Origin of the sequence: Paenibacillus sp. MCAF9 (genome assembly GCF_052114265.1) — a bacterium.
Classification (GTDB): domain Bacteria; phylum Bacillota; class Bacilli; order Paenibacillales; family Paenibacillaceae; genus Pristimantibacillus.
In genome coordinates, this window is the sequence record NZ_JBFREL010000001.1 from 306,137 (window position 1) to 323,516 (window position 17,380).

At 42.3% G+C, this 17,380-nt stretch carries 17 protein-coding genes; 15 read left to right on the plus strand and 2 right to left on the minus strand.

Annotation, left to right across the window (positions count from 1 at the left end):
* Positions 1-171: 171 nt before the first annotated feature.
* Positions 172-1,917 (plus strand): ABC transporter ATP-binding protein, encoded by a 1,746-nt coding sequence (locus AB4Z45_RS01420; protein WP_441907564.1) that lies wholly within the window; start codon positions 172-174, stop codon positions 1,915-1,917.
* A 15-nt stretch (positions 1,918-1,932) separates the two neighbouring features.
* Complete coding sequence (locus AB4Z45_RS01425) at positions 1,933-3,741, plus strand: ABC transporter ATP-binding protein (protein WP_441907565.1); 1,809 nt, start codon at positions 1,933-1,935, stop codon at positions 3,739-3,741.
* Positions 3,742-3,789: 48 nt separating this feature from the next.
* Here the strand turns inward: AB4Z45_RS01425 and xerS are convergent, their stop codons facing one another.
* Positions 3,790-4,884: a tyrosine recombinase XerS gene (gene xerS / locus AB4Z45_RS01430; RefSeq protein WP_076265870.1), complete on the minus strand. Its 1,095-nt coding sequence runs from the start codon at positions 4,882-4,884 to the stop codon at positions 3,790-3,792.
* A gap of 528 nt (positions 4,885-5,412) precedes the next feature.
* Between xerS and AB4Z45_RS01435 the strand changes: the two genes are divergently transcribed.
* From AB4Z45_RS01435 to AB4Z45_RS01495, 13 genes are all read left to right on the plus strand, one after another.
* Entirely contained in the window at positions 5,413-6,210 is a 798-nt protein-coding gene (locus tag AB4Z45_RS01435) for a TerC family protein (RefSeq protein WP_441907566.1), read from the plus strand.
* Positions 6,211-6,518: 308 nt separating this feature from the next.
* Positions 6,519-7,175, plus strand: a complete 657-nt coding sequence (locus AB4Z45_RS01440; protein WP_441907847.1) for a cell wall hydrolase — start codon at positions 6,519-6,521, stop codon at positions 7,173-7,175.
* 152 nt (positions 7,176-7,327) lie between these two features.
* Positions 7,328-8,047, plus strand: a complete 720-nt coding sequence (locus AB4Z45_RS01445; RefSeq protein WP_339202621.1) for a DsbA family oxidoreductase — start codon at positions 7,328-7,330, stop codon at positions 8,045-8,047.
* Positions 8,048-8,071: 24 nt separating this feature from the next.
* Positions 8,072-8,269 (plus strand): hypothetical protein, encoded by a 198-nt coding sequence (locus AB4Z45_RS01450; RefSeq protein WP_441882349.1) that lies wholly within the window; start codon positions 8,072-8,074, stop codon positions 8,267-8,269.
* A gap of 108 nt (positions 8,270-8,377) precedes the next feature.
* Complete coding sequence (locus tag AB4Z45_RS01455) at positions 8,378-9,466, plus strand: lactonase family protein (protein WP_441907567.1); 1,089 nt, start codon at positions 8,378-8,380, stop codon at positions 9,464-9,466.
* A 45-nt stretch (positions 9,467-9,511) separates the two neighbouring features.
* Positions 9,512-9,727 (plus strand): cold-inducible protein YdjO-related protein, encoded by a 216-nt coding sequence (locus tag AB4Z45_RS01460; protein ID WP_076265875.1) that lies wholly within the window; start codon positions 9,512-9,514, stop codon positions 9,725-9,727.
* Between the two features lie 129 nt (positions 9,728-9,856).
* Positions 9,857-11,173: an ATP-binding protein gene (locus tag AB4Z45_RS01465; protein ID WP_441907568.1), complete on the plus strand. Its 1,317-nt coding sequence runs from the start codon at positions 9,857-9,859 to the stop codon at positions 11,171-11,173.
* A gap of 21 nt (positions 11,174-11,194) precedes the next feature.
* Positions 11,195-11,833: a response regulator gene (locus AB4Z45_RS01470; RefSeq protein ID WP_441907569.1), complete on the plus strand. Its 639-nt coding sequence runs from the start codon at positions 11,195-11,197 to the stop codon at positions 11,831-11,833.
* 135 nt (positions 11,834-11,968) lie between these two features.
* Entirely contained in the window at positions 11,969-12,409 is a 441-nt protein-coding gene (locus tag AB4Z45_RS01475) for a thiol-disulfide oxidoreductase DCC family protein (protein ID WP_441907570.1), read from the plus strand.
* Positions 12,410-13,315 (plus strand): DoxX-like family protein, encoded by a 906-nt coding sequence (locus AB4Z45_RS01480; protein WP_441907571.1) that lies wholly within the window; start codon positions 12,410-12,412, stop codon positions 13,313-13,315.
* 25 nt (positions 13,316-13,340) lie between these two features.
* A complete protein-coding gene (locus tag AB4Z45_RS01485) occupies positions 13,341-14,018 on the plus strand; it encodes a DUF4166 domain-containing protein (RefSeq protein ID WP_441907572.1) in 678 nt (225 codons plus the stop codon).
* 131 nt (positions 14,019-14,149) lie between these two features.
* Positions 14,150-15,025: a radical SAM/SPASM domain-containing protein gene (locus tag AB4Z45_RS01490; RefSeq protein ID WP_076265881.1), complete on the plus strand. Its 876-nt coding sequence runs from the start codon at positions 14,150-14,152 to the stop codon at positions 15,023-15,025.
* 201 nt (positions 15,026-15,226) lie between these two features.
* Positions 15,227-16,069 carry an undecaprenyl-diphosphate phosphatase gene (locus AB4Z45_RS01495; RefSeq protein ID WP_430058959.1) on the plus strand — a complete coding sequence of 281 codons (843 nt, stop codon included), beginning with the start codon at positions 15,227-15,229 and terminating at the stop codon, positions 16,067-16,069.
* Positions 16,070-16,121: 52 nt separating this feature from the next.
* On the opposite strand, the gene AB4Z45_RS01500 is transcribed toward AB4Z45_RS01495, so the two are convergent.
* Complete coding sequence (locus AB4Z45_RS01500) at positions 16,122-17,345, minus strand: voltage-gated chloride channel family protein (protein WP_441907573.1); 1,224 nt, start codon at positions 17,343-17,345, stop codon at positions 16,122-16,124.
* Positions 17,346-17,380: the final 35 nt, after the last annotated feature.

A 17,380-nucleotide genomic window follows, 5' to 3' on the forward strand; every position in this document is an offset into this window, starting at 1 on the left:
GCGCAGTTTAGCATGAATTTCCATCTTGTTGTTCAAACATGCCGATCGGGCTGCCTTCGTTCATTGGTGTCAACGCAGCTTTTTTGACCGTTGCACGCTATTATACGAAGATCTCAAGCCGATTATGGCTTGAGGTCTTTTTTTGTTTCCTATAGGGGAAGGGGCAATCCAATGAAAACGCTGTTACGTTTGATGATTTATGTAAGACCGAGTGCCAAATGGGTATTTACAGCGGTTATCATTATGATTTTTGCGACGATATTCGATTTGGTAGCTCCTTGGGTATTAGCCAAAATATTTGACGAAGGGATCAGAAAAAGCAATATGTCCGTTGTGATCGGATTAACACTTGCTTTGGCAGGCATTCAAGCTTTAAAGAGCTTAGGCATGTTTATACAAGGTTATTCCCAAGAGCTAGTCGGCCAAAATGTCGTGTTTAAACTCCGGAAAGAGCTTTATGAGCATTTGCAGCGGTTATCATTTTCTTATTATGACCGTGCGCAGACTGGTCAGCTCATGTCCAGAATGACTGGTGATATTGATGCGGTAAAAAACTTTGTCGGGTTTGGAGCGATGAACCTATTTACTGGCATGCTGACATTTATCGGAACGACGATTTTCATGATGACGATGCAATGGAAAGTAACTTTAATCAGCTTAATTACAATTCCTTTTATTTTGTTCGTGTTATTTCGCTTTAATCACAAAGTAGGACCAGCTTGGTCCAATATTCGTGAACAAATGGGGCGCTTAACGACTACGCTTCAAGAAAATATTTCAGGCATACGAGTTGTCAAATCTTTTGCAACGGAGTCCGTCGAACAACGGAAATTCGCTGAGCGAAATGAGCAAAACTTTGATACAAATATGGACCGGGCAAGGCTGGAGGCAAAAGCATTTCCGCTCATGGGCTTTTACGGAGGACTCACGTTTGTTTTGATGATCTGGATCGGTGCTATTTTTGTTGCTCGGGAAGAGATGTCGATTGGTACCTTCATGGCGTTTCAATGGTACACATGGGGCATTATTTGGCCGCTGAACATGCTAGGCTGGCAAATTAATATTTTCCAACAAGCGATTAAAGCAGCACCACGTGTATTTGAAGTGCTGGACACACCGGTTGATATTCAAACCCCTGAACAAGCGATAATTACGGACGGAATGCACGGCAACGTCGTTTTTGATCGCGTAACATTCTTCTTCTCCGATCAGGATTTAGCGAAGGATAAGCCGATATTGGATGAGGTTTCTTTCCAAGTGAAGCAAGGTGAGGTGATCGGTGTACTCGGAGCTACGGGTTCAGGCAAAAGCAGTCTGATTGGCTTGCTTTCTCGTTATTATGATGTGTCCGGTGGCAGTGTACTCATTGATGGTGTAGATGTGCGGGAATATGAGCTTGATGGACTGCGGCGAAGCATAGGAATTGTACCGCAAGAGACCTTCTTGTTCTCAGCATCGATTAGAGATAATATCGCCTACGGTCATCCGGATGCGACGCAGGAGCAAATTGAGGAGGCAGCACGCAAATCACAAATCCATTCCTTCATCGAAAGCATGCCAAGCGGCTACGATACGCGAATCGGTGAGCGGGGTGTCGGGCTATCTGGCGGACAAAGACAACGCGTGGCGCTTGCTCGTGCGATTTTAATGGATCCGCCAATTCTAGTATTGGATGAAGCGACAGCGAGTGTAGATACAGCAACAGAATCAGCTATTCATGAAGCTTTATTAGAAGTCATGAAGGGTCGTACGACATTTATAATCGCGCAGCGGCTTTCCTCTATTCAGCATGCGGACCGTATTATTGTGCTTGAAAATGGCCGTGTGGCTGAAGAAGGCACACATAAGGAACTAAACGAAGGCAGTGGCTTCTTCCGTCAATTGTTCGATAGACAGAAGCAAATCGCGCATCAATAGAAGAGAGGTGAAAACATGAGTCAAGTGGAGTGGGATATGGATTCTGATGTAGAAGAAAAGCCGTTTAATGGGAAATACATGCGGCGTATGCTTCAATATCTTATCCCTTATCGCAAATTAATGACGTGGGTCATTATTATAGTGCTTATTAATATGTTATTAAGCTTATCCGAGCCAATTATTCTAGCATATATCATCGATAAAGGGATAAACCAAAAAGATTATTCGGTTATCCATGTATTGGGTGCTATTCTGCTGGGCGTTAAGCTAATAGGCTGGTTGTTTAGCTATATGCATACCAGATGGATCAATTTTACAGGTCAACGTATTTTGTTTGATCTTCGTCAGCAATTATTTAATCATTTGCAAACCTTGTCCTTTCGTTTTTTTGATGGACGTCCCGCTGGTAAAATTATGTCCAGAATTACGAATGATACAAATGCAATTGGCGAGCTAATCAACGGCGGTTTGATAACGATGGTAATGGAGGTTACGCATTTACTTGGCATCGTCATTATTTTGATCTGGATGGATTGGCAGCTTGCTTTGCTCTCATTTATTATGATGCCTCTGCTCTATTTCATCGTTGCTAAGCTCCGTCCAAAAATTGAAGGCTCATGGTCGCGTTCACGCTCAACGATGTCATCGATTAACGGTAATGTGAACGAAACGATACAGGGCATTCGTGTCATTCAAGCCTTCTCACGCCAGCGGACTAATAATGAGCGATTTGAAGGCATAAATACCCGCAACAAAGGCGCATTTATGCGGGCAATTACGTTGGAATCGACTGTATATCCACTGGTTGAAATGATCGGAATGCTGGGCACCTGTATCGTAGTTTGGTTCGGAGCCACGAAGGTCATTGAAGGCGCGCTTACGCTTGGCTTCATTATGGCGTTCATTAATTATTTATGGCGCTTCTGGGGGCCGCTGAGCGCCTTATCCAAGGTTTATAGCCAGCTGTTGTCAGCTATGGCTTCTGCCGAGCGTATATTTGAAGTGCTGGATACCGATCCAGAGGTGAAAAATAGCAAGCATGCTTTAGAACTGCCGCAGGTTCGCGGCGAGGTTGAGTTTGATAATGTTTCGTTTCGATATGAGGAAAATAAACCTGATGTGCTTCATAACGTTTCATTTCTCGTTAAGCCCGGGCAAAGAGTAGCTTTAGTCGGGCCAACCGGCGCTGGAAAAAGCACGATCGTTAATCTCTTGATGCGCTTCTACGATGCTACAGACGGTACTGTACGAATTGACGGGATGGACGTCAAGCAGGCAACGCTCGAATCACTACGCAAGCAAATGGGGATCGTGCTTCAGGATTCATTTATTTTTGCGGGTACGGTAGAAGAGAACTTGCGTTATGGCAACGACCATGCAACAGAGGAAGAGCTGCTTAGAGCAGCCGAGAGCGTAAGGCTAGACCGCGTTGTAAGCAAATTGTCAGATGGTTATCAAACGCAGCTGGAGGAGAGAGGCTCAAAACTCTCGGTAGGCCAAAGGCAATTGCTCGCTTTCGGCCGTGTATTGCTATCAGATCCCGGCATACTCATATTAGACGAGGCTACTTCCAGCGTAGATATGGAAACAGAGCAGCATATTCAAGAGGCTTTGCATACGCTGCTAGCAGGAAGAACAGCTTTTATTATCGCGCACAGACTATCCACTATTAAGGATGCTGATCTTATTCTCGTCATTGAGAATGGAAGAGTAGCCGAGCAGGGGTCGCATTCGGAGCTGATGAAGAAAGGCGGCATCTACTCCAATCTTGTTCTAACACAGCTGTCTATGCAGGAATCAGTTATTTTGCAAACCAGTTCTTAATGGCATTAAATAAAAAAGAGGGCAAGTCAGGCTTACGCAAAAAATGCGCTAGCTTGACTCGTCCTCTTTTTTTGTGCGATCGATTGCTTGTGCCATCGTTTTATCTGTTAAATGCGCATAAATTTGCGTCGTTTCCGGTGAAGCATGCCCAAGCTGCTCTTGAGTTTTGTAGATGTCGTTTCGCAGATAGTAGTCCGTGGCGAAGCTATGTCTGAGCTTATGTACGGATAAGTAAGGTTTTCCAAAGCGTTTGGCATATTTCAGGACCATTTCTTGAATGGCTCGCTTCGTCATGCGCGAACCCTCATTTTTTCCATTAGCAACAGCCAGAAACAAAGCCTTTTCTCTTTTTGGCGCCTTGTAACGGAGTTCCCTAAGAGTCAAATAAGCTTGCAGATCCTCAACCGCCTCTTGGCGAAAATATACAGGGGTTTTAAACGTATCGTCATTTTTACCTTTGCGATATACATAGGAAAGCTTCTTCTTGAGATCTATATCATCGACGTTCAAATTGACGAGTTCAGATACGCGCAAGCCTGAATGTAGAATAAAGCTAATGATACATGCATCTCTTATCATATTAAGCTCGTATGCGTAAAGTGCCTGCTTGTTTTTGGCAACATCCGTCCCATAATGCTGTTTAATATAAGCCATAAATTCGGAAATTTCCTCTTCTTGAAGCAGCTTTCCCTCAAGCTTTGCGGCTGTATCCTTCGGCTTATGCGTACGTTTAATCGTAACCTTTGCCATAACATTCCGTTTGAGCAGAGGATAAAACTCCTCATCCTCTGCAATTTGACTTAAATAATGAAATAACGAGCGGAGGGAGGAAAGCTTGCGTGAGATCGTCGTTTTACTGTTTCGCTCTACTTTATGAGTCGATAAATACATACGAAAGCCATCTATACTGTCCATATGCAGCTTTTCCAGTTCAAGCAAAGCTACATCTCTAATAGTTGCTGCTTCAGAAAGGCCTTCTGCCATTAACCAGTTAAGAAAGGTTTCATAGTCTCTCATATATTCGACAAGCGATGAAGGAGATAAATCCGGAAGTTTGTAATTAATAAATTTTTCAATATACCATGGCATCGTAGGAAGTTTCTTGTCCAGCTCTTCACGATCTTTTTGTTTAATAATATTGATGGCGAGTCACTCCTTAAATTAATGGTGCGAATAATTAACGGCGTTTAATAAACATAATAATAATTATGTTAACAAATTGTAATAATAACCAGATGAATAGTTATATTGTAACAATTAGAGTAAGGGGGTACAACGTCATAAAAGGGTAATAGGCAAAAAAAGAATTCTCTACTCAGAGACTTCTTCTCATTATGACCTTCATACGTTGATTATGGTGCTTGGATGTATAAGAATTTATTTAATGGTCACTCTAAAAAAAACAAAATAATATCTCATTTATTTTATTTTTTATTTTTGAAACCCATTAATAAACAGCCCGTATACCTTTTTATAACTTCATCGTGCTTCATTCCAAAGGGGAGTAGCTGCTACAGTAAAGTCGTCATTACGAGAATCTAACGATCTCCGGCTTTATTGGCAACTTAACGTTGTTAGCGAGACCTTTGCCACTAGTCGGCAAAGGTCTATTTTTTGGGTGTAAGCACAAGTTAAATTTACTTATGCAGAGTCGAAAGGGAGGAATCTTGTATGGATTTTGGTTTGTTAATGGAATATGGATGGGTTCTGCTCATCCTCATTGCAATTGAAGGTTTGCTCGCAGCAGACAATGCACTTGTGCTGGCTATCATGGTCAAACATCTGCCGGAGAAAGAACGGAAAAAAGCATTGTTTTATGGCTTAGCAGGGGCATTTGTTTTCAGATTTGCTTCGTTATTCGCTATTTCCTTTCTGGTTGGAGTGTGGCAAGTACAGGCAATTGGCGCGTTGTACCTATTATTCATTGCGCTAAACCATATTTTCCGAAAAGTCATTTTCAAGAAGCATGTCGATAATGCAACGGAAGACAAAAAAGAAACCAAAAAAGCTAGCGGTTTCTGGTTTACTGTATTAAAGGTAGAAATTGCGGATATCGCATTTGCAGTTGATTCCATCTTGGCAGCTGTTGCGCTTGCGATGGCGCTGCCAACGACCAATTTGCCGAAAATAGGCGGAATGGATGGCGGTCACTTTGCAGTCATCTTTATCGGTGGTTTCATCGGTCTAATCATTATGCGTTTCGCTGCTTCAGCTTTCGTGAAGCTGCTAGAGCGCAAGCCTGGACTTGAAGTTGCTGCATTCGTTATCGTAGGTTGGGTAGGCGTCAAGCTGGCTGTTGTCACATTGTCACACCCTAAACTGGGGATCATTTCAGAATCATTCTCCCATTCAGCAGCTTGGAAAATTACCTTCTATGTTGTCCTTGTCTTAATCGCGGTTATAGGATGGTTCCTATCGAGCGACAAAGAGGAATCCAATGACGGTAAGGTAGCAACAAATAACAACTAATTTATTTTCAATATAAATCAGAAAAAAACTGTTGAGCAAACTCAACAGTTTTTTTCTTTTTATTAGCTTATAAATGTTCCGAATTCCTCTATATCACGTCACATTAAACCGTTAAGATTGCTTCATTATTTGATTCAGATTTTTGCGATGTTGTAAATTAGTAAATATATGCAATTCTGCAAATTCGGTTACAATTCCATTTTAACTGTGCTAAACTCAAACGAGTCTGTAGAAGAGTTGCCAATCTTCTTCCAAATTGCGGACAATTTTTATGTACGCTATAGAAAAAGGAGGTTCATTCTTAAATGATGAACACTAAATTCATACAACATAGTATGGCGCTTATTATTATATTTATGCTGGCATTTTCGGTTCCGCTCGAAGCTGCTCATGCTGCTCCGCCTGCTACATTAAAGGTAGGAAGCTCAGGACCCGATGTTCCGGATTTGCAATATCGGTTAAATACGCTAGGTTATTTTAATAAAGACGTAACTGCTTATTTTGGCACAACGACGTTAGAGTCACTCAAACGTTTTCAGAAGGATTATGGTGTGGCTTCCGACGGCGTCGCAGGCGCACAGACTTGGAAAACACTTAAGAGTGTTTCCGTGAATCAAGGTGAGCTTGATTTGCTGGCAAGAATTATTTATGCAGAAGCACGTGGCGAATCCTATAAAGGGCAGGTTGCAGTTGGAGCTGTCGTTATGAATCGATTGGCATCGTCCAGTTTCCCAGATACAGTAAGAGGCGTTATTGAACAGCCGCGAGCATTTACTGCTGTTGATGATGGGCAATATAATCTTACCCCAAACAAACTTGCCTATCAAGCAGCACAGGAAGCTGTCAAAGGTTATGATCCAACAGGTGGAGCTCTTTATTATTTTAATCCAGAGACAGCTACATCAGAATGGATTTGGTCACGCAAGCAAACCGTAAAAATTGGACGTCATATATTTGCAGTATAAACAAAAGATTCTTATCGACAAGGTAACTTGCGATAAGAATCTTTTTGTATCTGTCATATTGGCCAGCGAGATGTTTTCAAAAAGTTATGCAATCATGTTACAATAAGAAAGATAGTATCATACTTTTTTTAAACATTCTGGAGGTGCCAACATTGAAAGTTGAAATTTGGTCGGATTATGTATGTCCGTTTTGTTATATAGGAAAAAGGAAGTTCGAGCTCGCGCTTGCAAAATTTGCGCATAAAGACAAGATCGAAATCGTATTCCGCAGTTTTGAGCTAGATCCAAGTGCTGATCCTAATTCAAATATAAGCACATACAGCATGCTTGCAACGAAGTATGGAATGAGCGTGGAGAAAGCAAAGGAAACAACGGCGAACGTAGCAGAACAAGCTGCAGCTGTAGGAATCACTTTTCATTTTGAAGGAACGGTATCTACAAATACGTTTGACTCACATCGTCTCGTTCACTTTGCTGCTGAGCAGGGCAAGGAAAAGGAACTTTCCGAGAGATTGTTTAAAGCATACTTCACAGATGGCGTAAATATCGGCAATCGCGAGCGCCTTGTTGAAATCGCTGCTGAAGTTGGGCTTGACACCGCCGCAGCAGCTGCAATGCTTGAATCTAACCAATTCGCTGACAATGTTCGTGGTGAAGAAGAGGAAGGCAGCAAGCTCGGTATCCGAGGTGTTCCTTTTTATGTAGTTGATCGTAAATATGCTGTTTCCGGCGCACAATCGCCTGAAGTGTTTTTGGACACATTAAATAAAGCGTGGGAAGAAAAACATCCAACCTTTATTCAAGTGAATGAAGGGGACGCTGATGTTACATGTACGGATGGTTATTGCGTTCCTGATCCATCAAAGTCGTAACAGCTTACGAAGGGCGGACATTTCATGGAGGAAACAACTCTAAGGAGCAACTGTCAAATTGAGCGAATTGGTAAAATTATCGAGTTGTCTCGCATGTCTGCTTTTATTTTAATAAATGAAAAAAGTATTGAAGTGCCATTAACGAAAGTCGCTGAGGGTGTAATCCTCGGCGACTTTGTTGTCTGGACAGGCAGCAGCTGGAATCGTAAAACGATCTTATGAAAAAACGTATTTGTCGGATTAGCTTTCACAATTTATAATAGATAACGGTATAAAAGTCAGACGCTCGTTAAGAAGCGACGACATGCAAATACTTAGGGGGTTTTAAACGTGACAAATGAACAACAACGTCTGCTTGTGTTCGCAGGCTCTTATGCAGAAGCAGAGGAGAATGGCGTGTACGTGTATGCATTCGATGAGCAATCGGGTACATTAACGTTGACGGACGCGGTTGCTGATTTTAAAAATCCGACGTTTCTCAATGTAGATGCAGACCGCAAGCTATTGTATACGATCTCCGAAACCGTTAATCAATCAGGTCTTAAGGTTGGAGAGGCTGCGGCATTTGCCATTGATACCAAGGAGGGCTCATTACGGCTCATAAACCGTAAAGCGACGGTTGCTTCGACGACCTGTCATATTCAGCGCGATGCGAACAGCCGTTATTTGACGGTTACTAGCTATCATGGCGGCATGATTGGACTATTTGGCATTACAGTAGAGGGCGCTATCGGTCAAGAGCTTGATGTGAAACAACATGTTGGAAGCAGTCAGCATCCAGAACGCCAGGATCGTCCGCATCCGCATTCCTCGTTCTACAGCCCTGACGGTCGATACTTGTTCGTTTCTGATTTGGGACTGGATCGAATCGTCACTTATCGGTTGGATGAAGCTGATCATAAGCTTATTCACCATGCCGAAATTTCTTTGCATCCGGGAGCAGGGCCGCGTCATCTGTCGTTCCATCCGAATGGAAAGTTCGTCTATGTCATCAATGAGGTGGATTCAACAATTACATCGTTTACATACGATAAAGAAACCGGCCAGTTGACGACTTTAGCAACCGTTAGCACTCTTCCGTCGGATTTTGAAGGTGAAAACTCTTGTGCTGAAATTACAGTATCTTCAGACGGCAAATATGTATATGGTTCCAATCGCGGTCATGACAGCATTGTTGTTTTCGCAATCGATGAACAAACGGGTGCTTTGTCGCTTGTTCAGCACATTTCGGTTGAAGGCGGACATCCACGTCATTTTGCACTGACGCCAAACGGCAATTATTTACTTGCTGCAAACCGAGACACAAACAATATCGTTACATTCAAAGTTAATAAATCAAGTGGACAATTGACCTTCACTGGGAATAGCGTATCGTTATCTAAGCCAGTTTGTGTAATCCCTGTTTATTTAACGATGTAAATAATTAATGACGTAAGCATAGAGAGAAAAGGGGAATACAGAAGCGTGGCAACTAGCGAAGAAGAAAAACCGAAATTAAAGGCGACCAAAATTTTCAAATGTAAAAATCCGGACTGCAAAGCATGGGTTAGAGATGAGTTTGCTGCGACAGAGCAAACCTGTCCGATCTGCAAAGGACCAATGCTCAGAAGCATGAGGCATTTGCCAGCCGTTCAGAATAAGCCGAAACCTCAGCCACGTAAGCCGAAATCGGACTACTAAAATGTTTATTCAAATAAATCCCAATCCTCTCGTTAGAGCTGGATTGGGATTTTTTTATTGCACAGCGGAATCGTTTGACTAAAAATATGGTAGGATAGACATACAAACAATGACAGGATGGTACCCTATATGCTGTTTTATTTTGTCGCATTATTTACGGCAGCCGTAATTGTCATCTTAAATAATCGCAGGAGCGAATCGAATCGCTGGGCTGCTTTATTTTTATTCAGCGCTTCAATTGGCGGACTCTCAGAAGTTTTAATAGAAAATGGGTTATTCTTAATAACTGATATACTGCAATTTCTAAATTACACATTTACACCTTATGCTGTTTTCGTATTCTGCCTACTTTATGCGTCTGTTCTAGACCATAACCGAATGAGAAAAAAACTGAAATTTTATCTTTCCATTCCGATTTTGTTAATGGCTTCATTTGTTATGATTTCTTCTGATGTGCAATGGTTTTTTAACCTTTTGCTGCTATGGAGCGCACCTTATTATATAATTTCCTGTTATTTATTAGTCGCATCCTTTTGGAAAGAGCGTGATGCAAGGCTAAAGCGAAGTCGCTTTATCACCACAATCATAATGGTTCCAACACTGCTTGCTGTTCTAATCTTCATATATGTGGCAAAGGTGATTACGCCGGATTTTGAATTTTTTAATTATATTTCAGTCTTTATGATTTATTCGTTGTCGGTCGCGCTGTTATGTACCTTCATGTATGGTGTTCTTGGTGTTAAACTCCGCTTTGAGCATGATCCAATGGAAAGTACGATGCGAGCAGTTAGCACTGGAACTACGATGCTTAATCATACGATAAAAAATGAAATCGGAAAAATAGCCATCAGTACGGAAAATTTAAGAAATCTGCTGCCTGAATCGAATGAGCAATCTATGCAGCATATGCAGATCATAACGAATGCATCCAAACATATGCTTGAGATGATCAGCCGTATTCATAGTCAAATAAAAGACATTACACTGAAAGAGCAGCCGGTTCAGCTCGATCAGCTCATCGAAAAAGTTCTTTTTCAGCATGAGGGTCTGATGCAAAATAAAGGAATTTCGTTAACCGCGAAGTATGAGCTGCGTCCTGTCATCCAATGTGATCCCATTCATATAAGCGAGGCATTTGGCAACCTGCTCATGAATGCAAGTGATGCAATGCCAAATGGAGGAGCAATTGAAGTAAGGCTTGCAGCGTATAAGAAGGGTGCGGAGCTTTCTGTGCAGGATAGTGGCATAGGCATCTCGGAGGAGAAGTTAAGCCAGGTGTTTGATCCCTTTTATAGCAGTGGGAAAAGTGGACGGAATTTCGGACTTGGCTTATCTTATGTTTATAATGTTATGCAAAAGAGCGGTGCAAAGGTTATTCTGATCAGCCAAGAAGGTGTAGGAACACGTGCAGCCTTAATATGGCCGCGAAAAAAGATTTTAAAATGAGTAGAGAAGGAGGGAGCAACCTTGAGTCATATCAAAGTGTTTATTGTTGAGGATGACACAGATTGGATTAAAGCGCTCACTACTTTTTTGAATAAAGAGTCTGATTTGCTTGTTGTAGGTACGGCAACTAATTCTACCGATGCGATAAATCTTGCACAAACGCTTACGTTTGATGTTGTACTAATGGATATTCAGCTGGAAGGCAGCAGGCTTGACGGCATTCATACAGCTATTCTTATGCATGAGCATTCTCCCGCCAAGATTATCATGTTAACGTCATTAAATGATGAGCGGACGATGACTCAGGCCTTTACAGCCGGTGCTGTACAGTATTTGGAGAAGACACGCTTCCAGGAGCTGCCGCAAACGATTCGTAATGCATATCATCATTCTGCTCCTATGGAGGCTTTGCTTAACGAGCTGACTCGGCTAAAGCGCGAGGAGCAGCTTAAGGAATTAACTGGCGCAGAACGTGAAGTATTCGAACTTATTGAAGCCGGCTACACGCAATCGCAAATTGAGAAGAAGCTTCACAAGGCAGAAAGCACGCTCAAAAATCAGGTCAATAAAATGCTCAAGAAGCTTGGCGTGCGCAGCAGCAAAGAAGCTGTGGAAAAAGTGAAGCGAAGAGGAATTTTCCAGCGGGATGAGAAGGAATGACCTATTTTACATAGCTAGAAGGCAAAGGGGTACTACATAACGTAGTACCCCTTTATTTGTCGTTCTATGAAAGATGGAACTGCCGTTACTATACAGCTTGCGGTTAAAATAAAACGAGAGAGGGAGCGATTTAACATGGAAGCAATAACCTCACACAACGACGAAGCTGCTGTGCTGCTCATTGATGGAAAATGCATGTTATGTAATACAATTACTCACTTTGTCGTGAAGAGAGATAAAAAGAAATATTTTCGATTTGCTGCGCTTCAGTCGCCTGTTGGCCAGCAGCTGCTTAAGGATGGAAATTTGCCTATAGATGATCTAGATACGTTTGTAATGGTGCAGTCGAATCAGTACTATACCAAATCCGAAGCGGCGCTTCGAGTATTTCGCAAGCTTGACGGCTGGTGGAGGTTGTTGTATTGGTTTCGCTTCGTACCGCTTGCTTGGAGAAATTATGTTTATCATATTATTGCGCGAAATCGCTATCGTTGGTTTGAGAAACATGAAATGTGCATCATCCCGACACCAGAGTTATTAGAGAGATTTTTGGACGATGGAATAGGAGGAGCATGAATGAATAGAAAACCGATTTACGTCGAGCTTGAAATTCGTGCAACACAGGATGAACTGTGGGCGTATACTCAAATCCCACAGCTGCATGAGCAATGGGATCTCCGATTCTCGAAAATTCAATATTTTTCAAAAAACAGTGAATCCGATATCCAGAAATTCCAATATGAAACGAGGATTGGCTTTGGTCTTAACATTAGAGGCACAGGAGAAACGAGCAGCACAATTTTCAAAGATGGAAATGAAAGAGTATCAACGCTAACTTTTGCTTCGGAGCAGCCAATCTCGCTTATACGAATCGGAGGCGGTTATTGGAAGTACAAGGATCTTGGAGACAAACAGTCCTTTATAACATTATTTAATTATCAGACTCGTTTCGGTATTGCAGGACGAATTTTGGATCGCTTTGTATTCCGCCCCCTATTTGGCTGGGCTACCGCATGGAGCTTCGATCGATTGCGAATATGGCTTGAGGAACGTATTCCTCCTTCTGTTGTTGCAGAGAGAGCTTTGCTTCATTATTTGAGCGTCTGCTTCATCGTTCTTCTCTGGTGTTATGAAGGCCTTGTGCCTAAGCTCTTGTTCCCAGAATCGGGAGAGTTGACGATGATGAGGCAAGTGGGTTGGTTTCACGAAATGGAGCTGCAAATGATTCAATTGATCGGTATTGGAGAAATGGGACTTGGTGTGCTAATCGCTTGTTTCCATAGGAGAAAATGGATTTATATCATTCACGTATTGGCACTTATTTCACTCACAATGCCAGCGCTTCTATTCAATTCAGAATTGCTGAAGTCGCCGTTTAATCCAATTACGCTTACGTTGCCAATGATTGGTTTAGGCTTAACAGCCTATTTAAGCAGACGTCACTTGCCGCAAGCGAGCCGCTGTAAAAGACAATTTAAATAAACAGATTAGAAAAGGGGAAATCACGATGCGTTCTATATATGAACAAGCGTTAGGAGCTGATTTTCAAAAGCTCCATCCTCGCATACAGAAGCGTTTTGGCTTTTGCAGTAAAGATCGTACCGCGTCCATAGGCCATGGTGTCATGCAGCTAATTTGGTACAACAAACTTGCTGCACTACCATTGTTTATTGGAACGCTCCGCCACATCATGTTCCCCCAAGGCGGGGTAAACATCCCGTTTTCAATAGAAAACTATGCATATGTAGATGCATTCGGACGTGAAACAGTCACGTGGATTCGCAAATTCAAGTTTCCAAGGACGATTCGCCATTTTGACGCAACGATGGTGTATAGTGGAGAAAGAGAGATTATCGTTGATTATTTAGGAAATAAGCAGCATTTAGCAGTCGATTTGGATGTTGCGGTTTCCACAAAGGGTGGAATTCGAATCATTTCGGGTGAGCAGCGTTTCTATGAAGGGTGGCTTCATTTTCGATTTCCTCGTTTGTTTACTGGCAGAGCAGAAGTGAATGAGTGGTATGACGATGAGGAGCGCTGCTATAAAATATCAGTGGACGTTCGGAACCCTATCCTTGGCCAAATTTTTCGTTATGAAGGCTCTTTCCAAGCTTCATTCGTGAACAGTGGTCATGAGGCGATTCCGATTGGAATTCGGCCATTGCGTGAAGAGAAGAGGGAATAAACGGCTCATGCTGTTTATTCCTTTTTGTCACTTTCGTGTTTGGCGTTGTATAATAGAAGCTGACACGATAAGCAGGTCCAAGCTAACGAGGTAAATGCAGCTGGATCCATGGGAAACGGAGTACTAGACTAATGAAAAAATTTAAAAAGTTTTATATAGAGACAACAAGTATTTGCAACTTATCCTGCAGCTTCTGTCCGCCAACATTGCGAGCGAAGGGTTTCATTAAAGTGGAGGATTTCAAAAAAACACTGGATCAGATCAAGCCTCATACGGATTATATTTATTTTCATGTAAAAGGCGAGCCAATGCTGCATCCTAAAATGGACGAGCTGCTTGATATTAGCCATGAGAAGGGCTTCAAAGTAAATATTACGTCCAATGGAACACTTATTACGAAAAACAAGGAAAAGCTACTGAACAAGCCCGCCTTGCGTCAAATCAACTTCTCGCTGCACAGCTTTGACGGTCATGCCGGTTCTACGAATAAAGAAGGTTATCTTGCCGAAATATTATCCTTCGTAAAGGAAGCGGTCGCAAGCAGCAATATTATTATTTCGTTTCGGCTATGGAACTTAGATATGGACAATGAAACGAATCAGCAGAAAAACAAAAACCGAGAGCTCCTGGGCATGATTGAGAAGGCATTTAATCTCGATTATAAAATTGAAGAAAAATTCATACCCGGCTCAGGTGTCAAAATAGCGGAGCGCATTTACCTAAACCAAGATCCTGAGTTCAAATGGCCGGATTTAAAAGAGCCGGAGTATAATGGGAAAGGCTTCTGCCATGCCTTACGGAATCAGGCAGGCATTCTTATCGACGGAACAGTCATCCCTTGCTGCTTGGACGGAGAGGGCGTCATTAATTTAGGAAACATTCATGATACTCATTTCTCGGAAATTATTGAGAATGAGCGATCAACTAATCTCTATGATGGTTTCTCAAGACGGGAAGCTGTCGAGGAGCTGTGCAGGAAATGCGGCTATCGCCAACGTTTTGGGTGATTACTAGGATTATGCTAGTAGGTCAACAAGGCAATTTGTAATGACAAAATAACTATAGTAACGATTATTAATGAAATAAGTTATGTGAATTATAGGTATTGCGTTGGAATTGTTGAGTGGGGTCGTTTTGTGTTATGATTTATTCCGTGCTGTTCTTTGTCGTCTTTCTATCAATCAGAGAGTTAGGAGATTCAACTACACATGGATTTTATTACGATTTTAAAAGCGATTATTTTAGGTATTGTTGAAGGATTAACGGAATTTGCACCTGTATCCTCGACAGGACATATGGTCATTGTTGACGATATGTGGCTTCAAACGGAACAGTACTTGACGAAGTACGTTGCGAACACATTCAAAATTGTTATTCAGCTCGGCTCCATTTTAGCAGTAGTCATTATTTTCCGAAATCGTTTTATTGACTTGCTGGGCTTGAACAGAGGCAGCAAGGACGCGGCACAAGCTTCTTCTCAACCGAAGAAAAAGCTGAAGCTAACACATGTTATCGTTGGCCTCATCCCAGCTGGTGTACTTGGTCTATTGTTTGATGATTACATTGATGAGCATTTATTCTCGATACGTACAGTGCTAATTGGTCTAGTTATCGGAGCTATACTTATGATTATTGCCGATCGTTTTGGGCCTAAGAAACCTAAGATCGAGTCAGTTGACCAGATCACTTATAAGCAAGCCTTCTCCGTTGGGCTTATCCAATGTTTATCCCTCTGGCCAGGCTTCTCCCGTTCCGGTTCCACTATTTCCGGAGGGGTGCTGCTAGGCATGAGTCACCGCGCTGCTGCTGATTTCACTTTCATCATGGCTGTGCCGATCATGGCTGGTGCGAGCTTGTTGTCCTTAGCGAAAAACTGGGAATACTTCACGTTAGAGTCATTGCCGTTTTTTATCGCAGGTTTCATAAGCGCATTCGTTTTTGCACTTCTTTCGATTCGTTTCTTCTTGAAGCTTATTAACAAAATCAAGCTTGTACCTTTTGCGATATACCGCATCGTGCTTGCTGCTGTAATCTATATCGTTTATTTTTAACCAATAGAAAAAGCCTGCTTCCTTATGATAAGGAGCAGGCTTTTTTTTCGATTTATGGGCGTAACTCCATTGGTTTTTGAGCTTCATAGATGCCGATTCGACCTGAACATATAAATGCGATTACGCAGCCGATAAACATATAAATTGCACCTTCAGCCCCAAATAATTCAATGCCCATGATGAAGCAAGCGATTGGCGTCTTGGCAGCGCCGCTGAATACGGATATGAAACCAATGGCAGCGAGCAAGGGGACGGAGACATGGAGCAAACCTGCAAGTGCGCTTCCAAGCGTTGAGCCGATGACAAAGAGTGGAGTTACCTCCCCGCCTTGAAAGCCTGTCCCAAGCGTTATAGCAGTAAATAGTGTTTTCAATAAAAAAACAAACGGAGAAACCGCCTCTTGAAAGGACTGCTCTAGGAGCGGGATGCCTAGTCCCAAATAATCACGTGTTCCGATCGTATAGACGAGAGCAATAATGAATAGTCCGCCCAAAAAACTTTTGAGAACAGGACTTTTAAACCATTTACTAAATAAACGTTTGAATCCTCGTACCAGCTGAGTGAATAATAATGCGGCTAGACCAAAAAGCACAGATGCAATGAAAACTTTGACAATGAGCAGCCAATCGAGCGGAGGGACATCGCCCATTGAATAGGAGATATGTTGAATTCCCCACGCGGTAGCAACCAGATGGCCAACATAACTCGCGATAAAGCAGGGGAGCAGCGCTTCATAACTGATGACGCCGATTGCAAGTACTTCTAGTCCAAAAATTGTACCGGCTAGAGGTGTGCCAAAGACAGCACCAAAGCCGCTGCTAATGCCGCACATCAAAATGATTTTGCGATCAAGCAAGCCTCTTTTTATTAGCTTGCCAAACCATTCCGCTAAGCTGCCGCCCATTTGTACTGCAGTACCTTCACGACCAGCAGATCCGCCAAATAAATGGGTGATTAAAGTTCCAATTAGAACAAGTGGTGCCATTCTTAATGGGATGAAGCCATTACCGGTATGTATTTGCTCTATGATTAGATTATTTCCTCTACCTGCTTCTTTCCCAAACTTGAGATAAAGATAACTTACAAAGGCACCGCCGAGTGGCAAAAGCCACAATAACCACAAATGTTGTATACGCGTTTGGGTTACGAATTCAAGACTGGCTAGAAATAATGCGGAAGCAGAACCAGATAGGATTCCGATCACTCCAGCAATGAACAGCCATTTCAACATATATTTGGCAAGTGTGTGCGGTGCGAAATGCCTTACATCAATCATTCATGTGAACTCCTTCGTTGACTCCCTGAGAGAAG